This window comes from Streptococcus sp. SCPM-O-B-23252 (M501), from assembly GCF_058200355.1.
The window spans coordinates 1,179,802-1,199,717 of sequence record NZ_JBYQGS010000001.1; the positions used below are offsets into that span (position 1 = coordinate 1,179,802).

The 19,916-nt window shown below is 42.3% G+C and carries 20 protein-coding genes and 1 riboswitch; of the genes, 4 read left to right on the plus strand and 16 right to left on the minus strand.

Features of this window, described 5'->3' with window-relative positions:
• Positions 1 to 181: 181 nt before the first annotated feature.
• From AC3E6G_RS05715 to AC3E6G_RS05730, 4 genes are all read right to left on the minus strand, one after another.
• Positions 182 to 928, minus strand: a complete 747-nt coding sequence (locus tag AC3E6G_RS05715) for a DeoR/GlpR family DNA-binding transcription regulator (RefSeq protein WP_129268758.1) — start codon at positions 926 to 928, stop codon at positions 182 to 184.
• A gap of 325 nt (positions 929 to 1,253) precedes the next feature.
• Positions 1,254 to 2,828, minus strand: coding sequence for a degradosome RNA helicase CshA (cshA, locus tag AC3E6G_RS05720; RefSeq protein WP_490700632.1), 1,575 nt, complete (start codon positions 2,826 to 2,828; stop codon positions 1,254 to 1,256).
• Positions 2,829 to 3,522: 694 nt separating this feature from the next.
• Positions 3,523 to 4,431, minus strand: coding sequence for a magnesium transporter CorA family protein (locus tag AC3E6G_RS05725; protein ID WP_048715581.1), 909 nt, complete (start codon positions 4,429 to 4,431; stop codon positions 3,523 to 3,525).
• Between the two features lie 81 nt (positions 4,432 to 4,512).
• The gene (locus AC3E6G_RS05730) at positions 4,513 to 4,893 is read right to left on the minus strand and encodes a PH domain-containing protein (RefSeq protein WP_006596927.1); all 381 of its coding nucleotides are present in this window, start codon (positions 4,891 to 4,893) and stop codon (positions 4,513 to 4,515) included.
• A 101-nt stretch (positions 4,894 to 4,994) separates the two neighbouring features.
• Positions 4,995 to 5,118: riboswitch (TPP riboswitch) on the plus strand.
• Positions 5,119 to 5,199: 81 nt separating this feature from the next.
• Between AC3E6G_RS05730 and thiT the strand changes: the two genes are divergently transcribed.
• Positions 5,200 to 5,775: an energy-coupled thiamine transporter ThiT gene (gene thiT / locus AC3E6G_RS05735; protein ID WP_048789691.1), complete on the plus strand. Its 576-nt coding sequence runs from the start codon at positions 5,200 to 5,202 to the stop codon at positions 5,773 to 5,775.
• Between the two features lie 116 nt (positions 5,776 to 5,891).
• Here thiT and AC3E6G_RS05740 read toward each other — a convergent pair whose 3' ends face one another.
• The 9 genes from AC3E6G_RS05740 to pbp2b form a co-directional block, all read right to left on the minus strand.
• Positions 5,892 to 7,436, minus strand: a complete 1,545-nt coding sequence (locus AC3E6G_RS05740) for a peptide chain release factor 3 (RefSeq protein WP_048789692.1) — start codon at positions 7,434 to 7,436, stop codon at positions 5,892 to 5,894.
• A 178-nt stretch (positions 7,437 to 7,614) separates the two neighbouring features.
• The gene (locus AC3E6G_RS05745) at positions 7,615 to 8,301 is read right to left on the minus strand and encodes a YwaF family protein (RefSeq protein WP_485761055.1); all 687 of its coding nucleotides are present in this window, start codon (positions 8,299 to 8,301) and stop codon (positions 7,615 to 7,617) included.
• 12 nt (positions 8,302 to 8,313) lie between these two features.
• A complete protein-coding gene (locus AC3E6G_RS05750; RefSeq protein WP_490700633.1) occupies positions 8,314 to 9,003 on the minus strand; it encodes a YwaF family protein in 690 nt (229 codons plus the stop codon).
• 28 nt (positions 9,004 to 9,031) lie between these two features.
• A complete protein-coding gene (locus AC3E6G_RS05755; RefSeq protein WP_490700634.1) occupies positions 9,032 to 9,733 on the minus strand; it encodes a YwaF family protein in 702 nt (233 codons plus the stop codon).
• A gap of 30 nt (positions 9,734 to 9,763) precedes the next feature.
• Positions 9,764 to 10,375 carry an NUDIX hydrolase gene (locus AC3E6G_RS05760; protein WP_490700635.1) on the minus strand — a complete coding sequence of 204 codons (612 nt, stop codon included), beginning with the start codon at positions 10,373 to 10,375 and terminating at the stop codon, positions 9,764 to 9,766.
• The gene (locus AC3E6G_RS05765; RefSeq protein WP_490700636.1) at positions 10,365 to 11,735 is read right to left on the minus strand and encodes a UDP-N-acetylmuramoyl-tripeptide--D-alanyl-D-alanine ligase; all 1,371 of its coding nucleotides are present in this window, start codon (positions 11,733 to 11,735) and stop codon (positions 10,365 to 10,367) included. Before AC3E6G_RS05765 ends, AC3E6G_RS05760 begins: the two co-directional genes overlap by 11 nt.
• 88 nt (positions 11,736 to 11,823) lie before the next feature.
• Positions 11,824 to 12,870: a D-alanine--D-alanine ligase gene (locus AC3E6G_RS05770; RefSeq protein WP_490700637.1), complete on the minus strand. Its 1,047-nt coding sequence runs from the start codon at positions 12,868 to 12,870 to the stop codon at positions 11,824 to 11,826.
• Between the two features lie 171 nt (positions 12,871 to 13,041).
• A complete protein-coding gene (gene recR, locus AC3E6G_RS05775) occupies positions 13,042 to 13,638 on the minus strand; it encodes a recombination mediator RecR (RefSeq protein WP_006596694.1) in 597 nt (198 codons plus the stop codon).
• 10 nt (positions 13,639 to 13,648) lie between these two features.
• Positions 13,649 to 15,730 carry a penicillin-binding protein PBP2B gene (gene pbp2b / locus AC3E6G_RS05780; RefSeq protein ID WP_490700638.1) on the minus strand — a complete coding sequence of 694 codons (2,082 nt, stop codon included), beginning with the start codon at positions 15,728 to 15,730 and terminating at the stop codon, positions 13,649 to 13,651.
• A 315-nt stretch (positions 15,731 to 16,045) separates the two neighbouring features.
• On the opposite strand from pbp2b, the gene AC3E6G_RS05785 reads away from it, so the two are divergent.
• The 3 genes from AC3E6G_RS05785 (at position 16,046) to AC3E6G_RS05795 (ending at position 18,034) form a co-directional block, all read left to right on the plus strand.
• The gene (locus tag AC3E6G_RS05785; RefSeq protein ID WP_195550136.1) at positions 16,046 to 16,873 is read left to right on the plus strand and encodes an exodeoxyribonuclease III; all 828 of its coding nucleotides are present in this window, start codon (positions 16,046 to 16,048) and stop codon (positions 16,871 to 16,873) included.
• 10 nt (positions 16,874 to 16,883) lie between these two features.
• Positions 16,884 to 17,270, plus strand: a complete 387-nt coding sequence (locus AC3E6G_RS05790; protein WP_490700639.1) for a bleomycin resistance protein — start codon at positions 16,884 to 16,886, stop codon at positions 17,268 to 17,270.
• A 170-nt stretch (positions 17,271 to 17,440) separates the two neighbouring features.
• Entirely contained in the window at positions 17,441 to 18,034 is a 594-nt protein-coding gene (locus AC3E6G_RS05795) for a helix-turn-helix domain-containing protein (protein ID WP_490700640.1), read from the plus strand.
• A 25-nt stretch (positions 18,035 to 18,059) separates the two neighbouring features.
• Here the strand turns inward: AC3E6G_RS05795 and nth are convergent, their stop codons facing one another.
• From nth to macP, 3 genes are all read right to left on the minus strand, one after another.
• Entirely contained in the window at positions 18,060 to 18,689 is a 630-nt protein-coding gene (gene nth, locus AC3E6G_RS05800) for an endonuclease III (protein ID WP_125329646.1), read from the minus strand.
• 162 nt (positions 18,690 to 18,851) lie between these two features.
• Positions 18,852 to 19,544, minus strand: coding sequence for a 5'-methylthioadenosine/adenosylhomocysteine nucleosidase (locus AC3E6G_RS05805; protein WP_125329647.1), 693 nt, complete (start codon positions 19,542 to 19,544; stop codon positions 18,852 to 18,854).
• A gap of 27 nt (positions 19,545 to 19,571) precedes the next feature.
• Entirely contained in the window at positions 19,572 to 19,910 is a 339-nt protein-coding gene (gene macP / locus AC3E6G_RS05810; protein WP_125329648.1) for a cell wall synthase accessory phosphoprotein MacP, read from the minus strand.
• Positions 19,911 to 19,916: the final 6 nt, after the last annotated feature.

Here is a 19,916-nt window from a genome sequence, read left to right on the forward strand (position 1 = left end):
TCTTTTAATTACATGATAAGTATATCACTATATGAATGCGCTGTCAATTACAATATGTAATTTTTTGTTCTTTTTTGTTTATTTTTTATAGATTTATTTATAACCCCTCCCCTATTAAAGGATATAAAAAAGACCAGAATCTGCTTGAATCCTGGCCGTTTAGCTGTTTCTTTTCTAATTTTTACAAAATTTTTGTATAAGAATTGTATTTTTCTCGCACCTTATTAGAGATAGAATGATCGGTAATCACCGCATCTAAATCATCTAGACGGTAAAAAGCATAGAAAGAATAGCTGTCAAACTTACTGTTATCTGCTACTACATACTTTTCAATGGCATTGTTAAGAATAATTTTATTACCATTTCCTTCTTCTTCGTTTGCAGTCATTGCTGTATGACCGTCGATTCCATTTACCCCGATAAAGGCTTTCGAAACCTTAATTTCCTTTAAGAGCTTATTAGCAAACTGCCCTACAAAGGTCTGTGTCTTGACCCTATATCGACCTCCCACTAGGATAATGTCATAATTGGGTTGATCTTTTAATTTTTCAAAAATAGGTAGGGAATTGGTGACAATACTGACATGTTTCCCTTCAAGATAATCGCCAATAAAATCCGTAGTGGTTCCAGCCCCAATAAAAATTGTATCGCCTTCATCGATTAAAGCCGCACATTTTTGAGCAATCTCCCTTTTCTCTTCCACGTTCAACATGTTCTTTTCTGTATGAGAGACTTCTGTCAGACTATCCTTGATTTTTCGATGGGCCCCTCCATGAACACGAACCAATAGGTCTTGCTCCTCTAAGTCCATCAAATCCCGTCGAATTGTCATATCCGTTACACCCAAGAGATCACTTAGATCCTTAACAGAGACCACTTCATTTTTATCCAACTCTTGTAAGATTGCTACATGTCTACTCTCTTTCATATGACGTCCTACTTTCCTATTTCTGCTTTCATTATACTATAATGGTGAACATTTTCAATAAGAAACAAACATTTTGACGATTTTTTTCTATATTAATCACTTATTTTGTTGATCGTTTTTGTGAATTGATCATTTTTTTGTTCACTTTTTTAAAAAAAGTAGATTTTTTTTAGCAAATCTGTTGACAGGACTTATAAAAAGTTGTATTCTTAATATGTTAACAGAATTGATAGCGCTACCACATAGTGATAGCAAACGTTTTGTTTACGAATTTCGGTCTCCTTATAAATATACAAGGGTAAACAACTGTTTACCCTTGTATTTTTTATTTATCTCCTTTGTTCCGAATCACAAAGCCTGTTTTCTTCTCGCTTGAAGTATTACGAGGTTTTTTATGATCCTTACGGTAACGCTTCTCTTTGTCAAAACGATCATTGGAACGACCACCCTTTCGGTAGTCATCACGACGACCATTGCCACGACGATCACGATCTCGACGGTCATCACCACGACGTCCACCGCGACCAGACTTGCCTTTTCCGCCAAATCCACCACCAGATGGTTTAAATGGTAATGGTTTTTCACGCGCAATTTCAACTTCTGGAAGACTATCTGGATCCTGAACCGTCAAGCTAAGGATGTACATGGCCAATTCTTCTGGGCTGAATTCTGATGCTAATTGACGAGCATCCTTGCCAAACTTTTCAAAGTTGCTACGGATCTCCTCATTCGCAAAATCACGTTCAATTTTCTTCAGTGCAACCTGCTTCTTAGCTTGGAAGGCTTCTTCTGCACTTGCCGGCTTGAGACCTTTCATACGTTTCTTAGTTAAGTTCTCAATGATTTGGAGATAACCCATTTCATTAGGTGAAACGAAGGTAATAGACTGACCTGACTTACCTGCACGTCCTGTACGACCAATACGGTGAACATAACTCTCAGGGTCTTGTGGGATATCGTAGTTGTAGACATGAGTCACACCTGAAATATCCAAACCACGGGCAGCTACGTCTGTTGCAACGAGGACATCAAGATTGCCATTTTTAAAATCACGAAGGACACGAAGACGTTTGTTTTGGTCCAAATCTCCATGAATCCCTTCTGCACGGAAACCACGGATTTTCAGCCCACGAGTCAACTCATCTACACGACGTTTGGTACGACCAAAAACGATTGACAACTCAGGTTGATCAACATCCATAAGACGAGTCATGGTGTCGAATTTTTCTTGTTCCTTAACGCGGATATAGTACTGGTCTACCAGTTCTGTTGTTAATTCTTTAGCAGCAATCTTCACATGCTCAGGTTCTTTCATGAACTGAACACCAATACGTTTGATAGCATCTGGCATAGTCGCTGAAAAGAGCAAGGTTTGACGATTTTCTGGGACACGAGAGATGATATCTTCAATATCTTCAAGGAATCCCATGTTCAGCATTTCATCTGCTTCATCTAAAATCAAGGTTTCAATATCATGTAATTTCAGAGCCTTGCGTTTAATCAAGTCAAGTAAACGTCCCGGTGTTCCTACAACGATGTGGGCACCTGATTTAAGAGCCTTGATTTGTTTTTCAATACTTGAACCACCGTATACTGAACGGACTTTCACACCTTTACTACGGCCAAAGCGGAAGAGTTCTTCCTGACTTTGAACAGCTAGTTCACGAGTTGGGGCAATTACTAAAGCTTGGATAGTTGCTTCTTCTGTACGAATTTTTTCAAGAGTTGGCAAGCCAAAGGCTGCAGTTTTCCCTGTACCAGTCTGTGCTTGACCGATAACATCTTTTCCCTCAAGAGCCAAAGGAATGGTTTGCTCTTGGATAGGACTTGCTTCTACAAATCCTGCTTTTTCAATTTCTGCTAACAAATCAGCAGAAAGATTAAATTCATTAAATTTCACGTTATTCTTCTTTCTAAAGATGGTGCGAAGCCATCCTATAGCGCTTAGTTTATACTTTTCTTGTCATGACGTACTTTCATAGCTTTTATGAAAGACCGTGTTGCTTCTTTTCCACTAAAGAAAAGTACTGCTTTCTTTGCAACTTATCTAGTATACCATAGACTAGGGTTAAAAGATAGTAAAACGAAACAGGTTAAAAGGTTTTTATTGCGTAACCCCTTTCAAAAAAGTTCTTTCTACCTTTGGATAATTAGTATAATTTATTTTTTAAATTTGCGATAATATAAAAGACTGTGAAGTCTCTTCTTTACTTTGAATCACCTCATAAAAACAGCGTTACAATAGGCTTTCTAAAAATTTTCACTCACAATAAATCCCCTTTTATTTTGGGATTGTTTCCTTGATTTTTAATATGAAAATATGTATAATGATTCTAGTATCTAGGTTATTTCAGTATCATTAAAATGCTTCATTCATTTAACTGATTCAACGATTCAATCCAATTATAAATTGTTTATAATCCACTCAGTACTTTTAAATCTACTCCTACTATTTCCAAGAAGATTTTGTACAGTCGATCACTTGTATCAAAACTGCCTCTTCTTCTTAGGGGAGGCAGAGTTAAAAATGAAGGATTTTCTGAAATAGCCAAGATACGAAAGAGGTAAGGAATTTCTTCCCTACCTCTCTTTTTTTATCGTTTATGGGCAATCCAGCGCAAGATTCGTGATAACATCAACCACAAGACGAAGCTAGCGACCGAAATATAAATCCAGGCATTGGGATCATTTGTAAACGGCAATGGAACATTCATTCCAAAGAAACCAGTGACAACTGCTAAGACCGCTAACAGAGCTTCTAAGATGGTCAAGGTGGTCAAATTATCATTCAAATTGTTATTTAGGATGTTATTGTAAGAGCTAGACAATTGCTGCAAGACCTGAGAGTTCAACTCCGTCATATACACCAACTGTCTGGCCTCAATCATGGCATCATCAAATTGTTCTTTTTCCACATCATCAAATTGTCGGTAGATTAGGTGAGCCCTGATATGTTCCAGAAGCATGCGATTTTGCTTGGCAGCGGATGCTAGATAGACCATACCTGTTTCCACGTCAGAAAGAGCATAAAGGTTCTTACTAGTTGTCGTTTTTCGTAAGAGACGAGTAATCTCATCCTTGTGCTTATCTAGACGCTCAATAATCGGATAATAAGCATTACTAATCATCTCAAGGCCTGCAAACAAGAGTTTAAAGGTGGATAAACTTTCATGAGCATCAACATAGCGTTCCATTTGTGCAATAATATAGGCGTTGTCTCGGTTACTAATAGTTACAAGACGTGGCCCCTGGACAATGAAAGTCATTGGAATCGTTTCATAATATTCCTTTTCCTTTTCCATGTCCAAGACATTATAAATAAAAGTCACAGTTCCATTTTCACGGTTGTAATCCATGTGGGCACGTTCATTTTTATCCAATGCATATTCAATGGTTTCTTGATCAATACCATACTTTTGGTACAACTGGGATGTTTCTGCAATCAAGTCAGAATCAATATTAATCCAACTCCGACCATCTCCTAACTTTTTTTCAACGAACATTTCGTTTCCTCTTTACCTTATCTACCAGTACTCCTACCGATCACCCGAAATCGCTAGATGAGTCCTGTCCTCAATCACTTATCAACGCAATACAGCTGCTGCCAAGGCCTGCTGGATTTCGATGACACTATTATCACTCTTAAATTGGAGTGTTTCTGATGGTTCTACAGCTGATGAGACCCAAATTTTTAATTCAGCATCCAAATCAAAATGACCAGATGTTTCTACTGAAAAACGCGAAATAGAACGATATGGAAGAGATTTATAAGATGTTTTCTTCCCTGTCATTCCTTGCTTGTCCACCAAAATCAGACGGTACTCCGTAAAGACAATCAAGTCACGAATCAAACTAAAAGCCAGAGTTACTTGCTCACCTGGAACTAGGATATCCCCTAAATCTTTTTCAACCTTATCGACGTCTTTTTGAGAAGCATTGCCCATCAAACCTGCAAAAATACCCATGATTATTTCCTCCACAATTTGTACATTTTCTATCTTTATAACTATACCATATTTTTTGCGAGTTAAAAAGTTGCAGGAAGTTTTTTTAGATAGTATAATGTAAGAGTCACAAGAGGAGCAATTGCTGAGATTGGCTAGCTTGGATACCAGAGGTGTTCGTTACTGCCTAAACTCTTACCACCTGATCAGGTTAGGACCTGCGTAGGGATGTGTCTCAAAACAGAATGAAATAGAGAACTTCTATGACGTCGTTTTGGTGTGGCAACAAATGAGCCAATCAAAACGATTGGTATAGGAGGTTTTTTTATGTCGAAAACTACGGTTCGACCAATGATTGAGGTCGCTCTCTTAGCGACCATTGCTTATATTTTGGATTTGGTTACTCAACCCATGTCCTTAGGTCCTTGGATTTCTCTATCCTTTAAAATGGTTCCTATCTTTCTCCTTAGTTTCCGCTGGGGCGTCAAGGCTGGTGCCATGGGGGGATTCATCTGGGGACTCTTGCAAGTCGTAACGGGGGAAGCAGCTGGTGGTTGGTTGACTCCAATCCAAGGTTTCTTAGAGTATTTTGTAGCCTTCAGCTTGATTGGTCTGAGTGGAATTGTCAAACCTTCCCTTGATAAGGCTATCAGAGATAAAAAACGAGTTCAGACACTCACATATATTACTGCCGGAGTCGTCTTGGGTGGTTTTGCACGCTACCTCATTCACTACATTGCAGGGGTCATCTTCTGGGGAAGCTATGCTCCAGCTGGCCAAAGTGCCTACATTTATTCTCTTGTTGTGAATAGCTCGTCCTTCTTAGGGGAAACCATTGCTAGCCTCATTGTCTTCTTTATACTACAAGAATTTTTGGGAAGACTCCTTATTACAGAACAATAAAAAGCCAGCTCGCTTGAGCTGGTTTTTTCGGTTTATATATTCTATTCCCAAAGTAAGCCTAAAGAGTGGCTAGCGTCCAACAATTAGGGACTTTAGTTCCGATTATTGGTGCTGAGTTACATCTTTTCTTCCAACTCCACATCTGGATACTTGTCCGCAAACCAACGGAGGGCAAAGTCGTTTTCAAAGAGGAAGACAGGCTGGTCAAAGCGGTCTTTGGCCAAGATGTTCCGGCTTGAAGACATGCGTTCGTCTAAGTCTTCTGGTTTGATCCAGCGAACGGTCTTTTTACCCATTGGGGTCATGACCACTTCTGCATTGTACTCATTTTCCATGCGGTGCTTAAAGACTTCAAACTGGAGTTGCCCGACAGCACCTAACATGTATTCACCTGTTTGGTAGTTGGTATAGAGCTGGATGGCCCCTTCTTGCACCAATTGCTCAATCCCTTTGTGGAAGGATTTTTGCTTCATGACATTCTTAGCAGATACCTTCATGAAGATTTCAGGGGTAAAGGTTGGAAGTGGTTCAAATTCGAACTTGTTTTTGCCAACTGTCAGCGTGTCTCCAACCTGATAAGTACCAGTATCGTAAACCCCTATGATGTCTCCTGCTACGGCATTGGTCACATTCTCACGGCTTTCGGCCATAAACTGAGTGACGTTAGAAAGCTTAGCGCCCTTACCAGTACGAGGAAGGTTAACACTCATACCACGCTCAAATTCACCCGATACAATACGGACAAAGGCGATGCGGTCACGGTGACGAGGGTCCATATTGGCTTGGATTTTAAAGACAAAGCCTGAGAAATCCTTGTCATATGGATCAACAAGCTCTCCGTCAGTCTTCTTGTGGCCATGTGGTTCTGGAGCAAACTTGAGGAAAGTTTCTAAGAAAGTTTGTACCCCAAAGTTCGTCAAAGCTGATCCGAAGAAGACTGGTGTTAATTCACCCGCAAGGATGGCTTCTTCTGAGAATTCATTTCCAGCTTCTTGCAAGAGTTCGATGTCATCTTTCACTTGCTCAAAGAATGGATTGTTAGCAAAAAGCTTGTCTCCGTCTTCTAGACTCGCAAAGCGTTCGTCTCCTTTATAGAGTTCCAAACGTTGGTTATAAAGGTCATAGAGTCCCTCAAAGGCTTTCCCCATCCCAATCGGCCAGTTCATCGGGTAACTTGCGATGCCCAAGATCTCTTCCAATTCTTGCAAGAGGTCCAGTGGCTCGCGACCATCACGGTCCAGCTTGTTCATAAAGGTAAAGACTGGAATGCCACGGTGTTTGACAACCTCAAATAATTTCTTGGTTTGAGCCTCGATACCCTTGGCAGAGTCCACCACCATGACCGCAGCATCCACTGCCATCAAGGTCCGATAAGTATCTTCTGAAAAGTCCTCGTGCCCCGGTGTATCAAGGATGTTGACCCGTTTCCCATCGTAGTCAAACTGCATGACAGATGAGGTTACCGAAATCCCACGTTGCTTCTCGATATCCATCCAGTCAGACTTGGCAAAGTTTCCTGTTTTCTTTCCTTTTACAGTACCAGCTTCCCGAATCTCTCCCCCAAAGTAGAGCAACTGCTCTGTAATCGTCGTTTTACCAGCATCCGGGTGGGAGATGATGGCAAAGGTACGGCGTTTTTTAATTTCTTCTTGTACGTTCATGTTCCTATTTCTTTCTCTTCTTATTTTCTGACAAGTTTACAAATTCATCTCTACATCGGATTTCTCCTCAATTTCTCTATCTGTCCTATTATAGCGAAAATAAGCACTTTTTTCAACGATGATTCTTCTTTGAAATCAAAAAGGAAGACTAAAATCATACGATTCTAGTCTTCTTCAATTATATTGAATTACTTACTTTAACCCACTCTCTTCTGCGACTGAAAAATACATTAAAGAGAAGCAAGGCTGCTGCTAGGATGCTGGAAACCACGACATAATTCACCAGGAGGCTGTCCCCTTTGATAATCGGTGGTCGGGCCATAAGTCCATAATTTCCTCCAGTGACTTGGTTGACACCAACTAGAAACATATCAAGGAAGAAGGTATAAAGAACAATTTCTCGATTTTTTAAGAGGCTCGAATCATAGCGTCTCAAGAGATAAATCAAGGAATTAACCAAGAGACAGTAATGCCCTAAGAGAAAAGAAAAGCTCGTAATATGAGGGAAGGTATAGGGATCAAAGACCGGATACCCCAAAGCAAAGATTGCCCCACTGACTCCCATCAAGGCAAAGAACTGCTTGCTCTTCCATCGGTCTGGTAACAGCAAGACAGCAAACATGGCCAAACGGCAATGGTACAAGGGTAAACTATTGGACCAGGGAAGTTGAAAAGCAAAATACCAGATATAGAGACAGATCAATTGAAATATTTGTAAGTTTCGAAAGATCTTCCGAAATTGTTCATTTTGATAGTAACGTAATGAAGCCCAAACTGCCATTAGGATTAAAAGAACCATGACCCCATACCAAAGGAGCGGGATAACAGGTGGTGCAGTGGATTCAGTTGTAAAAAAATGATGCATACGATCTCCTTATTAAACGGATTCAGATGTTCTTTTTCTTTTCTTACTGGACTTAACGATCGCATTGATCAGGATAAGGGTCCCTGTCATCAGGATGGTCACGATCAAATAGTTGAGCACAAGTCCATGATCACCAAGTACAGGAGGGCGACGCATAAAGCCATAATTTCCACCTGTTACAAGATTAGCGAGCTGAATAATAGCATTGACCCCAAAGGTCATCTGACAGATTTTCCAGGCATCTCTTTCTTCCACCTGGTAGGATTGGACCAGATAGATCAAGCAATTGGCCAAAAGGGCCCAGTGACCAAAGACATTGTTGATCGAGGATACATGAGGAAAAGGATAGGGATAAAAGACGGGATGAACCAAAGCCATGATAGATCCAAAGACACCAACAAGAGCAAAATATTGCTTGAATCTTCCCCTAGGAGCAAACAGAATAATCCACATGGCCATCCGGCTATGATAGAAGGGAAGACTCTCTGAAAATGGCAAACATGCTGCAATATACCAAGCATTGATAATGAGCAACTGGATCAATTGCCCCCAATACCAAAAGTTTTGATAGCCTTTGGAAGAAGCAAATCGAATAGACAGAAGCCCCACCACTAGCAATGATGTCGGCAACAAGAAATACCAAGCCCCCAATTGAGGAGGAGCCGTTGGTTGACTGGTGAAAAATAAATCCCAAAGAGTCATGTCTTCCTTACCTCAGCTCATCTAATTTCTATTCCGAACGCGAACCGACAGTCTCTTCAACCATCTTGTATTTGTACTTATAACGTTGGTTGACCAAGAAAATTCCAGCTACCATCACAAAGCTAACCAAGAGGTAGTTTAAGAGAGCACCGTGGTCCCCAATGATTGGTGGACGTCGTAAGAAGCCATAATCCCCTTTCGTCAAAAGGTTGACCACAAAAATCAAGGCATTCATGCCAAAAGTGATCTTGAAAATTCTCAAGCTGTCTTGTTTTTCAGATTGATAATGATCCTGTAGGTAAATCAAACTATTGGCAAGCAAGGCCCAGTGGCTAAAAATTAGATTCAACACTGTGATATGAGGGAATGGGAAGGGATCAAAGGCTGGATACACCAAGGCCGCTATCGATCCTAAAACTCCCAAGAGAGCAAAATATTGCTTGATATAGGTCCTTTTAGGGGCAAAGAGAATCACCAACATGGCCAAGCGGCAATGATAAAAAGGCAAATTATCCGTCAAAGGCATGTGGGCAAGAATATACCAAGCATTGATGGCCAAGACTTGGATCAACTGTGCCCAATACCAAAAGCGTTGGTAGCTTTTGGACTGCGCATATCTGATGGAAAAGTAACCAACCACCAACAAAGAGGCCGGCAGAATGAAATACCAGAGACCAAACCCAGGCGGGACTGATTTTTGGTTTGTAAACAATAAATCCCAAAGTGTCATTTTCACATTCCTTTAATTTATAGATCGTTTTTAATCACAATACAAATCTCGTTTCCCATCATAGACCTCCCAAAGGAAGTTCAATTGTTCTTCTGTATTGCGCTTGGTAGAAAGAGCAGGCATTTTCTCTCTCTCAAAAAAGGCAAGGTCGGAAATTTCCTGGTTCTGTTGAAAACTTCCATCCAGCAATTCACATTCAAATACCAATTTCACATATTGGCGACTTTGCAATTGGTAGCGATTGGTATCAAACACTGCCAACAAGCGATTGACACGTGCTAAATAGCCCGTTTCTTCTTGGACTTCCTTTAAAATATTTTCTTTAGGAGAATAGCCAACCTCACCAAAACCACCCGGCAAAGCCCAGGTCTCTTCTCCCTGACCTTTCACCAGACAAAGTTTTCCATCTTTGACAATCCAAGCCCTAACATCAATTAAGGGGGTGTCGTAATGGTCTGTCGGACGAAACAAATCCGATAATTCTTGTGGATTCAAATCAGTCGCTTCTCTGACAAGATCCTGTAAAATAGCACGAATATCCTGATAGCGCTCTTGATCAAATGGATCTTTTGAAAACGCTAAGCCTGTATTGGTGATTGAAATCAAGCGCTGAATGTTCTTTAGTACATTACTACTCGCCATTCTCCAACTCCTCTACCAATTTGGCTAGATTCATAGAATTGCTTCCCTTGATGAGGATTTGGTCCTGCTCTTTTAAGCTTTCCTTGACTTGTTTGACCAGGTCCTCAAATTGATCTTCCTCAGCGGTCTTTTTGAAATAATAGACATGTCCGAGCGGGAACATCTGGCTCGCTAATTGAGCCAAGCCCGCAATATCTTGACCGTAGAAAATAACGGTATCCAAGACATCCGGTGACAGGCTGAGAATCATTTGGTTGTGCAGATCAATGGATTGCTCCCCGAGTTCTTTCATATCTGCCAAGACCGCTAGCTTGCGGCCATTTGAATTGGCAGGAATAGTCGAGAAGGTTTCTAAAATCAGGCGCATAGCCGTCGGATTGGCATTGTAGACATCGGATAGGATATCCGCTCCGTTACTTGCCTTCTTCCATTCTGTGCGGTTCTTAGTCAGCTCTAAGCCTTTAAAGCTTGCACGGATGGCCTCTTCGCTAACTCCTTCTTTCAAGGCAACATAGGCCGCAATCATGGCATTGGTCGCATTGTATTTGCCTGTGACAGGTAAGTCAATAGCATCTGATAAGAAATTCGCTTCAAAGGTTAGGCTATCCTTGCGTTCCTCCAACTTGGTAATACTGATATCTGCTCCTTCACCAAAGCGCACAATCTCTTGTTGACTCGGTAAAAAATCCTCGACAATAGGATCGGCCGGCACTAGAAGCAAGCCACCAGCTGGCATCCCATCCGCAATTTGCAATTTCCCTTTAGCAATTTCTTTGCGATCTTTGAAAAACTCCAGGTGAGCTTCCCCAATAAGGGTCACGATTGCTGCCTTTGGATGCGCAATTTCTGAGAGAAGATGAATATCTCCCAGATGGTCCTGCCCCATTTCAAGGACAAGCTTCTCTGTCCCTTCTGGCATATGGAGAACCGTATAAGGAAGGCCAATTTCGTTATTATAGTTCCCTTGTGTTTTATAGGTTTTGTAGGTAGTTGACAGCAATTGAGCCAACATATCTTTGGTCGTTGTCTTACCGTTTGAACCGGTGACCGCTAAGACATCTACTTGACTTTTCTCCAACACATATTGGGCTAATTTTTGAAAGGCCGCTAGAACATCATCTACCAACAAATATGGGTGGCCTTCTACTTCTTTTTCAGACAAGGTCGCTACAGCCCCATTTTCAAAGGCCGTCTCGATGAAATCATGGCCATCACGCGCCCCCTTAAGAGGGACAAAAAGGTCTCCAGGCCCAATCAAACGGCTATCAAATTCAGGCTTGGTAAGGGCTACATCTTCAAATTGACTGATATCATTGCGAGCAGCCAGGACACCTGCTACTTCGTGCAAGGTTACATTCATGGTATTCTCCTCTAAAAAGGGGGAGCAGGAAGAAAAGCGACTCCTCTATGAGTTGACTTCATCTCCCACTCCCGCTAGGAACAGATTCTTACAGTAAGTGTGCTTCGCGTTTTTCGAAAGTTGCTTTTGCCAACTCAACCAAACGCTCGATCAAATCAGGATAGGACAAGCCCATGTTGTCCCACAACAAGGGATACATAGACCATTGGGTAAAGCCAGGCATGGTATTGAGCTCATTCAAGTAGATGCCCCCATCCTCTGTGTAGAAGAAATCACAACGGGAGAGACCTCTCCCACCAATGGCACGGAAGGCCAATTCGGCATTCTGACGCATGGTCGCAGCAACTTCTGCAGGAATTTCAGCCGGAATCGCCATCGTAATCTTATTATCGATGTATTTGGCTTCATAGTCGTAGAAGGCCACATCTTTGACCACCTCACCAGGGAGGGTGCTCTTGACATCATAGTTTCCTAATAGTCCCACTTCGATTTCGCGCGCTACGACACCTTGCTCAACCAGAACACGGCTATCATATTTAAAAGCCAATTCCAAAGACTGACGAAGTTCTGCTTGGTTCTCTGCTTTTGAAATCCCGACACTAGAGCCCATATTCGAAGGCTTGGTAAAGACCGGATAGGTCAATTCTGTTTCGATTAAGGCAATTTTAGCTTCTAGGTCATCTCCTTCAAGGACTGCCACATAAGGAACTTGTGGAATCCCTGCAGATTCTAGGACCCGTTTGGTGGTAATCTTGTCCATCGCCACACTAGAAGAAAGGATATCACATCCCACATATGGAAGTTTCAAGACTTCTAGGAAACCTTGAACCGATCCATCTTCTCCCATTGGTCCGTGAAGGACTGGAAAGACAACCGCTCCTTCTTGATAGATACTGCTCGGAGATACTTTAGCTTCCCAATCAATGGTCTCGTTGGTCATCAAGCGTTCTGTTTCAGCAGGCTTCTCTTCAAAGCTTTGGGTCTTGATGAAGTCTCCCGCCTGAGTAATGAAATAGGTCTCAACAGAATACTTGTCATAATTAATCGCCCGCATGACGCTTTCAGCTGAAAGCACAGACACTTCGCGCTCTGCGCTACGGCCACCATAAAGAAGTACAATTTTTTCTTTTGCCATTGTTTGGTCCTAATCCTTTTTTTAATTTTGTGCTTCCTGATTGACTTGTCAGAAGCACTCCTCACAACCGAGTTCGTCCCTCTAGTATACCACACTTTAAAAAGAAAGAAAACGAGAGAGAATACCTAAAAAACAAAAAACCGGAGGGGTTCCTCCAGTTTCTGTAACCGCTTATAACTCGGTTCGATTTTCAATAGCTCGAAGAAGAGTGACTTCGTCCGCATATTCGATATCGGCTCCGACAGCTAATCCACGTGCTAGGCGAGTCACTTTGATGCCAGCTGGTTTGAGGACGCGTGAGATATACATAGAAGTTGCTTCCCCATCTGCGGTTGCATTGGTCGCCACAATCACTTCTTGGACCTCATGATCCATTAATCGTGTGATCAAGGACTTGAGGTTAATATCATCTGGTCCGACCCCATTCATGGGCGAAATCAAGCCATGAAGGACATGGTAGCGACCGTGGTACTCCTGAATATTCTCCATGGCTGACACATCTCGACTATCTTCTACCACTAAGATGGTCGATGGATCGCGAGTCTCGTCTCGACAAATGGCACACTCTTCTTCATCTGTTAGGTTCCCACAGATGGAACAATAGCTTAATTCCCGCTTTGCTGACAAGAGATTCTTGGCAAACTCATTGACATCGTCATCACTCATTCCGATGGTATAAAAGGCTAGACGAGTTGCTGTCTTGATCCCAATACCAGGGAGCTTCGAATAACTTTCAATTAATTTTGCGATAGGTGTTGGATAGAGCATAGCTTCCTTTCTAATTCATAGGATGTTTTTGCTGGTAGAGATTGATAATCTCTCTGGTAATACTGTGACTAACAGTCGCTTGGAGATTGGTATTGTGAGGGAAGACGACTGCCACCGCAATCTGAGGATTTTCAGATGGGGCATAGGCGATGACATTGGTATTTACAGCAGGGGTCCCACCATTTACAAATGTTTCTGCAGTCCCGGTCTTCGCACTGATTGGAACGGCAGCTCCTTCTCCGATGGTTTTACCAGTTGTTAAGCCACTGGTTCCGTATACCACCTGATAAAAACCTTGTTTAATGATAGCTAGATTTTCGGGTGTCAGAGCCACTTGATTAAGTTCTTTTGTTGCAATCTCTTCTTTCAGAGGGCCCAAACCTCCCTTGGCATCATTCTCATAAATTCCTTGGACCAAGTGTGGCGCCACGCGTTTCCCATCGTTGGCAATGGTTGCAACATATTGAGCCAACTGCATAGGGGTATAGTTATCAAACTGACCAAAGGCGTCTGTTAGGTAATTACCAATCGTGAACTCTTTGGGAACATAGCCCGTTGATTCATTCGGAAGGTCAATTCCTGTCTCTGTTCCCAGACCATAAGAGGCAAAGGTCGAACGCAATTTGTTCATAGCTGGATCCAATTGGTCAGTCTTCAAACTCATGTTTGGCTGATAGGGTTGGCCCATCAAACTAAGAGCTATCTGCACCATATAGGTGTTGGAAGAATATTCCAACGCTTGCACCGCATTGATTTCTTGACTTCCAAAGTGCGTGAACCAAGAAGTGATAGGAGCTGAACCAGAAAAGGAGATTGGTTGATCCAATAGGACTTGATTCCCAGAAATCACTCCATTTTCCCATCCTGCTGTCAAAGTTGCTGCTTTCACAACCGATCCTGGAACAAAGACATTGGTCACTGTTCCTAAAGCGTCAGGAGTCAGGTCTTGCGAACCAGCTTCATGTTTCATCCCCGCCATCGCAAGAATTTTACCCGTTTTTGGATCCAAGGCAACAGCATAGACCCCTTCTGAGTAGGTGGCATTGCCAGCGGCCAATTCTGTCTGGAAGGACTTCTTCAAGATGTCTTCCACTCCTCTTTGGAAATCCAAATCAATGGAAAGCTTGATATTGTTTCCCTTGCTTCCTTTGGAGAGGGTTTCGATCTTTTCGACATTGCCATTCTTGTCCAAATGGATTTCTTTTTCAACCCGTTCTCCTTGAAGGACAGACTCATATTGTTTTTCTAAATAAGAAGTTCCGACGCGATCATTTAAGGCATAGCCTTTTTCCAAATAATCATCCACTTCTTCAGCTGGAAGACCTGCTTGCTCTGTCGACACACTACCGACGATGGAAGCCAAGGGGCTATCAACCACTTTTCGATCCCAACTCGTGATCACTTCAAATCCAGGAAATTCTTTTAAATGATCTTTGACCGTCGTTACCTGCTCATCGGACATCGGATCTGTCACAATCGTAGCACTGGCAAAGTTTTCAACGGCATTCATTTGGCTAAAGAGATAGATGGCCTTCTTTTCTTCTTCTGTATAGCCTAATTTTTCAGTCTCAATACTATCAACAGCATGCTGATAGATAGTTGCTTCTGGAAGTGGATTGCCGTCCGTGTCGATACGCTCCTCCTTGGGCAACTTATCCACTACCTCTTTATAGACTTCCGTGTTCGCGAGATAAAAGTCAATCTCTTGACGCTTGGTGATTTGGGGGTTCGAAACACTTACATAATTCAGAAGAAGCTGAGCTGTTTGACGCATTTCTTCTGCAGTAAACTTATTGCTTCGGGTAAAAGACAAGACCCTCTTGTCAACATTTTCTACCAGAGGCTGACCAGAAGCATCATAAATCTGTCCCCGGAGACTCCCTCTTGTTAAGTGTTTTTTGGTAGCTTTTGCCAATTTTTGTGTATAAAAGCCCTGATGAGTAATCTGCATATACCCTAGTCGAGCAATTAAAATCAAAAAGAGGGTACAGACTATACTGAATAACAAATAAAGTCGTCTAGTAATCCACCGATTATCAAATTTTCTCACCTTAGCATTCGCTTTTTTTGAACGTTTAGATTTTTGCGCCATACCTCTCCTTTCACCTTGATTCTCAGCCCCAGTCCCTAACAACACCTGGTAAAAATAGGATAACTTTAAAGGAAATCTGAGGAATATTTCTATTTTAAACTCAACTTCCATTATAGCACATTTCATCCAGACACGAGTCGCTAGACCAGATAAAATAATCGTCATTCTGAACTCCTCGGTAAGCATTCTTTTATGCATATGCGGGAGGCATAGCTCTTGACTGCAAAATAGCTCCTTCCTCAAATCACAGGAGACAAGTGATAGGAGATTTTTTGGTATAATAGAAACATCGAAAAAGTTAGTAAAGGAAACGATATGAAACTGATCTCATGGAATATTGACTCATTGAATGCCGCCTTGACGAGTGACTCTGCACGCGCAAAACTCTCTCAAGACGTCCTCCTCACCTTGGTTGCAGAGGATGCGGATATCATTGCCATTCAGGAAACAAAATTATCTGCCAAAGGACCAACAAAAAAACACTTAGAGGTCTTAGCAGAACTCTTCCCCGGATATGAAAATACTTGGCGGTCCTCTGTAGAACCAGCCCGCAAAGGATATGCAGGAACCATGTTCCTCTACAAAAAAGAATTGACACCAACGGTAACCTTCCCAGAAATCGGTGCCCCCTCTACCATGGATGTCGAAGGTCGAATTATTACTCTTGAATTTGATGACTTCTTTGTGACCCAGGTCTATACTCCAAATGCTGGAGATGGGCTCAAACGTTTGGAAGAACGCCAAATCTGGGATACCAAATATGCAGACTACTTGGCAGAACTAGACCAGCAAAAGCCTGTTCTGGCAACAGGAGACTACAACGTAGCCCACAAGGAAATCGACTTGGCCAATCCAGCCAGCAACCGTCGTTCCCCAGGCTTTACCGATGAAGAACGGGCAGGCTTTACTAACTTGCTAGCCAAAGGGTTCACTGATACCTTCCGCCACTTGCATGGGGACCTTCCAGATCAATATACTTGGTGGGCACAACGTAGCAAGACTTCTAAAATCAACAATACAGGCTGGAGAATTGACTACTGGCTCACTTCTAACCGAGTTGCGGATAAGGTAACCAAGTCAGCTATGATTGACTCCGGCGCCCGTCAAGACCATACACCAATTGTAATGGAGATTGATCTCTAAGGAGGAAACAATGGACTATCAAGCTGTCATCCCTGAATTTGTCGTATCGAATATCGAGAACTCGCGTCACTTCTACTGCGACTTATTGGGATTCTCTGTCCAATACGAGCGACCAGAGGAGAAATTTCTCTTCCTCTCGCTTGAAGACTGCCAACTTATGCTAGAAGAAGGTAGCGCAGAAGAGTTAGCCCAACTGACCTATCCTTTCGGTCGCGGTATCAATATTTCCTTTGGCATCGAGGATGTTCCACAGCTCCACCAAAAACTGCTGGAAGCTGACTATCCCATCCATCGGCCCCTGACAAAAAGAGAATTTCGAGTAGGAGATAGCTTTATTTATCCCCATGAATTTGCGATTTTGGATCCAGATGGTTATTTCTTAAGATTTAGCGAATAAGAAAAAGGAGGCTCTTGGCCTCTTTTTCGCTAACTAATTATCCATTGACAGGCTTGCAAATCCACGGTCAAAAACAGTTGCTAAATCCCACAAAATCAACATGTCAAAGAACTTTGATAGCCATTTTTTGTATAATTAGGTAGAATGAAATCAGAAAGCGAGGAAATCTTATGCAAGTCGGAAAACAAATCCAGCACTATCGTAAAGAGAAAAACTTATCTCAAGACGAATTAGCTGAAATCATCTTTGTCAGCCGTCAATCGATTTCCAATTGGGAACGCGGCGCAACCTACCCGGATATTCAAAACCTGCTCCTACTAAGCAAGGTCTTTGAAGTGTCATTGGACCAACTCATAAAAGGAGATGTGGAAACCATGAAACAAATCATTCACGACCAAGAATTTATGCGCTATCAAAAAGATGCAGTGTTTTTTACCATTTTACTGATTGGCAGTCCTATCATCAGCACTCCCCTCATTCTTTATTTGGATGGATACGGCATCGCTATTAGTTGCTTGATTTTTGCAATCGCGATGTTCTACGCCCTACGCATTGAAAAATTCAAGAAAAAGCATAATCTTCGTACTTATCGCCAGCTTGTCGCCTATGAACAAGGACGCAGTCTGAGCGAGATTGAAGAAGCTGAAGAAAGGGGTAAAGATCCCTACCAAAGAATCCTCATTCCTATTCTATTTGTCCTTGGAATTGGCGCTATTACTCTACTGATTTCTTGGCTCTTACTTACTTTCTTCCCTATCAAATAAAAGCGAAGTCATTAGACCTCGCTTTTTAACTGTCTTTAAAGTTATACAATTGCGGATAGTGATCACATTCAGGATTTTTAGGATGGCAGATAGCCCGTCCAAAATAGATCATGGCCTGATGAGCTGGGAGCCAGCGTTCAGGAGGAAGAACGTCCATGACCCGTTTTTCCACTTCTAATGGTGTTGCTGATTTCTTGACGATGTCATGGTGCTTGCAAATCCGCTCTACATGGGTATCAACAGCAAAAGCTGGTATACCAAAGCCTACACTCATGACCACATTGGCTGTTTTCCGTCCGACTCCGGCTAAGCTCTCTAATTCTTCACGAGTCTGTGGGACGTGGCCATCAAAGTTATCCAACAATTGTTGGGCACATTTTTTGAGAAATTTAGCCTTATTGCGATAGAGGCCTAATTTGGAAATATGCTTGGCAATGTCGGCTTCACTGGCGACCGCCATGTCTTGAGGAGTTGGGAAAGCTTCAAACAAAGCGGGCGTTGCCTTATTGACCGCTGCGTCCGTCGTCTGAGCAGAGAGCATGACCGCTACTAATAATTCAAAATGGTTGCGAAAATCCAAACTTGGCTGAGCATCTGGAAAGAGGGCGATAATTTCTTCAATCACATGTCGTGCCCGTTTTTTTGATAAAACCATAACGTCTCCTTTGCATTACTAGACTTTATTATAGCATGAAGTCCGTCTATTTCTGAAGGAATCAGCTTTAGAAAAGGAAGTAGGACAGAATGAAATTTAAATGATATTCATTCTGTCCCACTTCCTATTTATATTAGAGGCGCCTTAACTCTATTGTTTGTTTTACACCAATCTCTTCAAGAAAGAAATCAATGTTTGAGCAGAGCGTTCGCCAGCCTCTACGATAAATTCATCAAAAGAGATATTGGCTGCGTGATCTGCCGTATCACTCATAGCCCGAATGACCATGAAAGGACGCCCAGCTGCATGAGCGGCTTGGGCAATAGCCGCTCCTTCCATCTCAACTGCCAATACTTCTGGGAAATGTTCCCGAATTGCTGCGACTTTTTCTTCACTCGCGATAAAGCTATCTCCTGTTGTAATCAAGCCAACATGTGTGGTTGCAGCTTCTTCTTCCAGAACTTTTTTCATCTCTGAAACAAAATAGCGGCTGGATTCAAAGTAAAGTGGTTGACCTGCCATTTGACCATACTTATAGCCAAAGGCTGTCACATCCACATCATGATAGGCCAATTTGTCGGCAAGGACGATATCCCCAACGGCCATCCCTGGGGCAACAGCACCTGCAGAACCCGTATTGATAATGGCTTCCACTTTAAAATCATTGGCCAAGACTGCTACACTCATAGCAGACATGACCTTGCCGATACCACTTTCCACCAAGACCACTTCATGGCGACCAATCGATCCTGTATAGTAGACTTTTCCTAAGCGAAGATGTTTCTCTCCGTTCTGCAAAGCTTCCACTAAGATTTTTAACTCTTGTGGCATGGCCGCAATGATTCCAATTTTCATAATCGTCACTCCTTTGGTAGACGCTCCTTATAAGCGCCAAATTGCAAGAATTAACAAGATGAGGAGCAGGATGACCCAAAATAAAATCTTATTTAATTTTGATTGAAAAACCTCATCCTTTTGGTTTTCAATCCGACGGCTCTTGGTCACTGTAGGTTGGACTCTGATCGGAATGGTCTCCTGAGGATAGGAGGTTCCTCGTCCACCATCTACTTCTCTTGAGGTCACCGGCCGTTCATAACCAAAGCCTCTGTTTCCTGTCGGGAGAATTTTTGTCTCTTCCTCATCAAAGAGCGGGGGACCAGAGATCTCTTCTCCCCGGTTAGCCCGCTCAATCATTTCATCTGTTAATAAAGGTTTGCCCATGGGTTT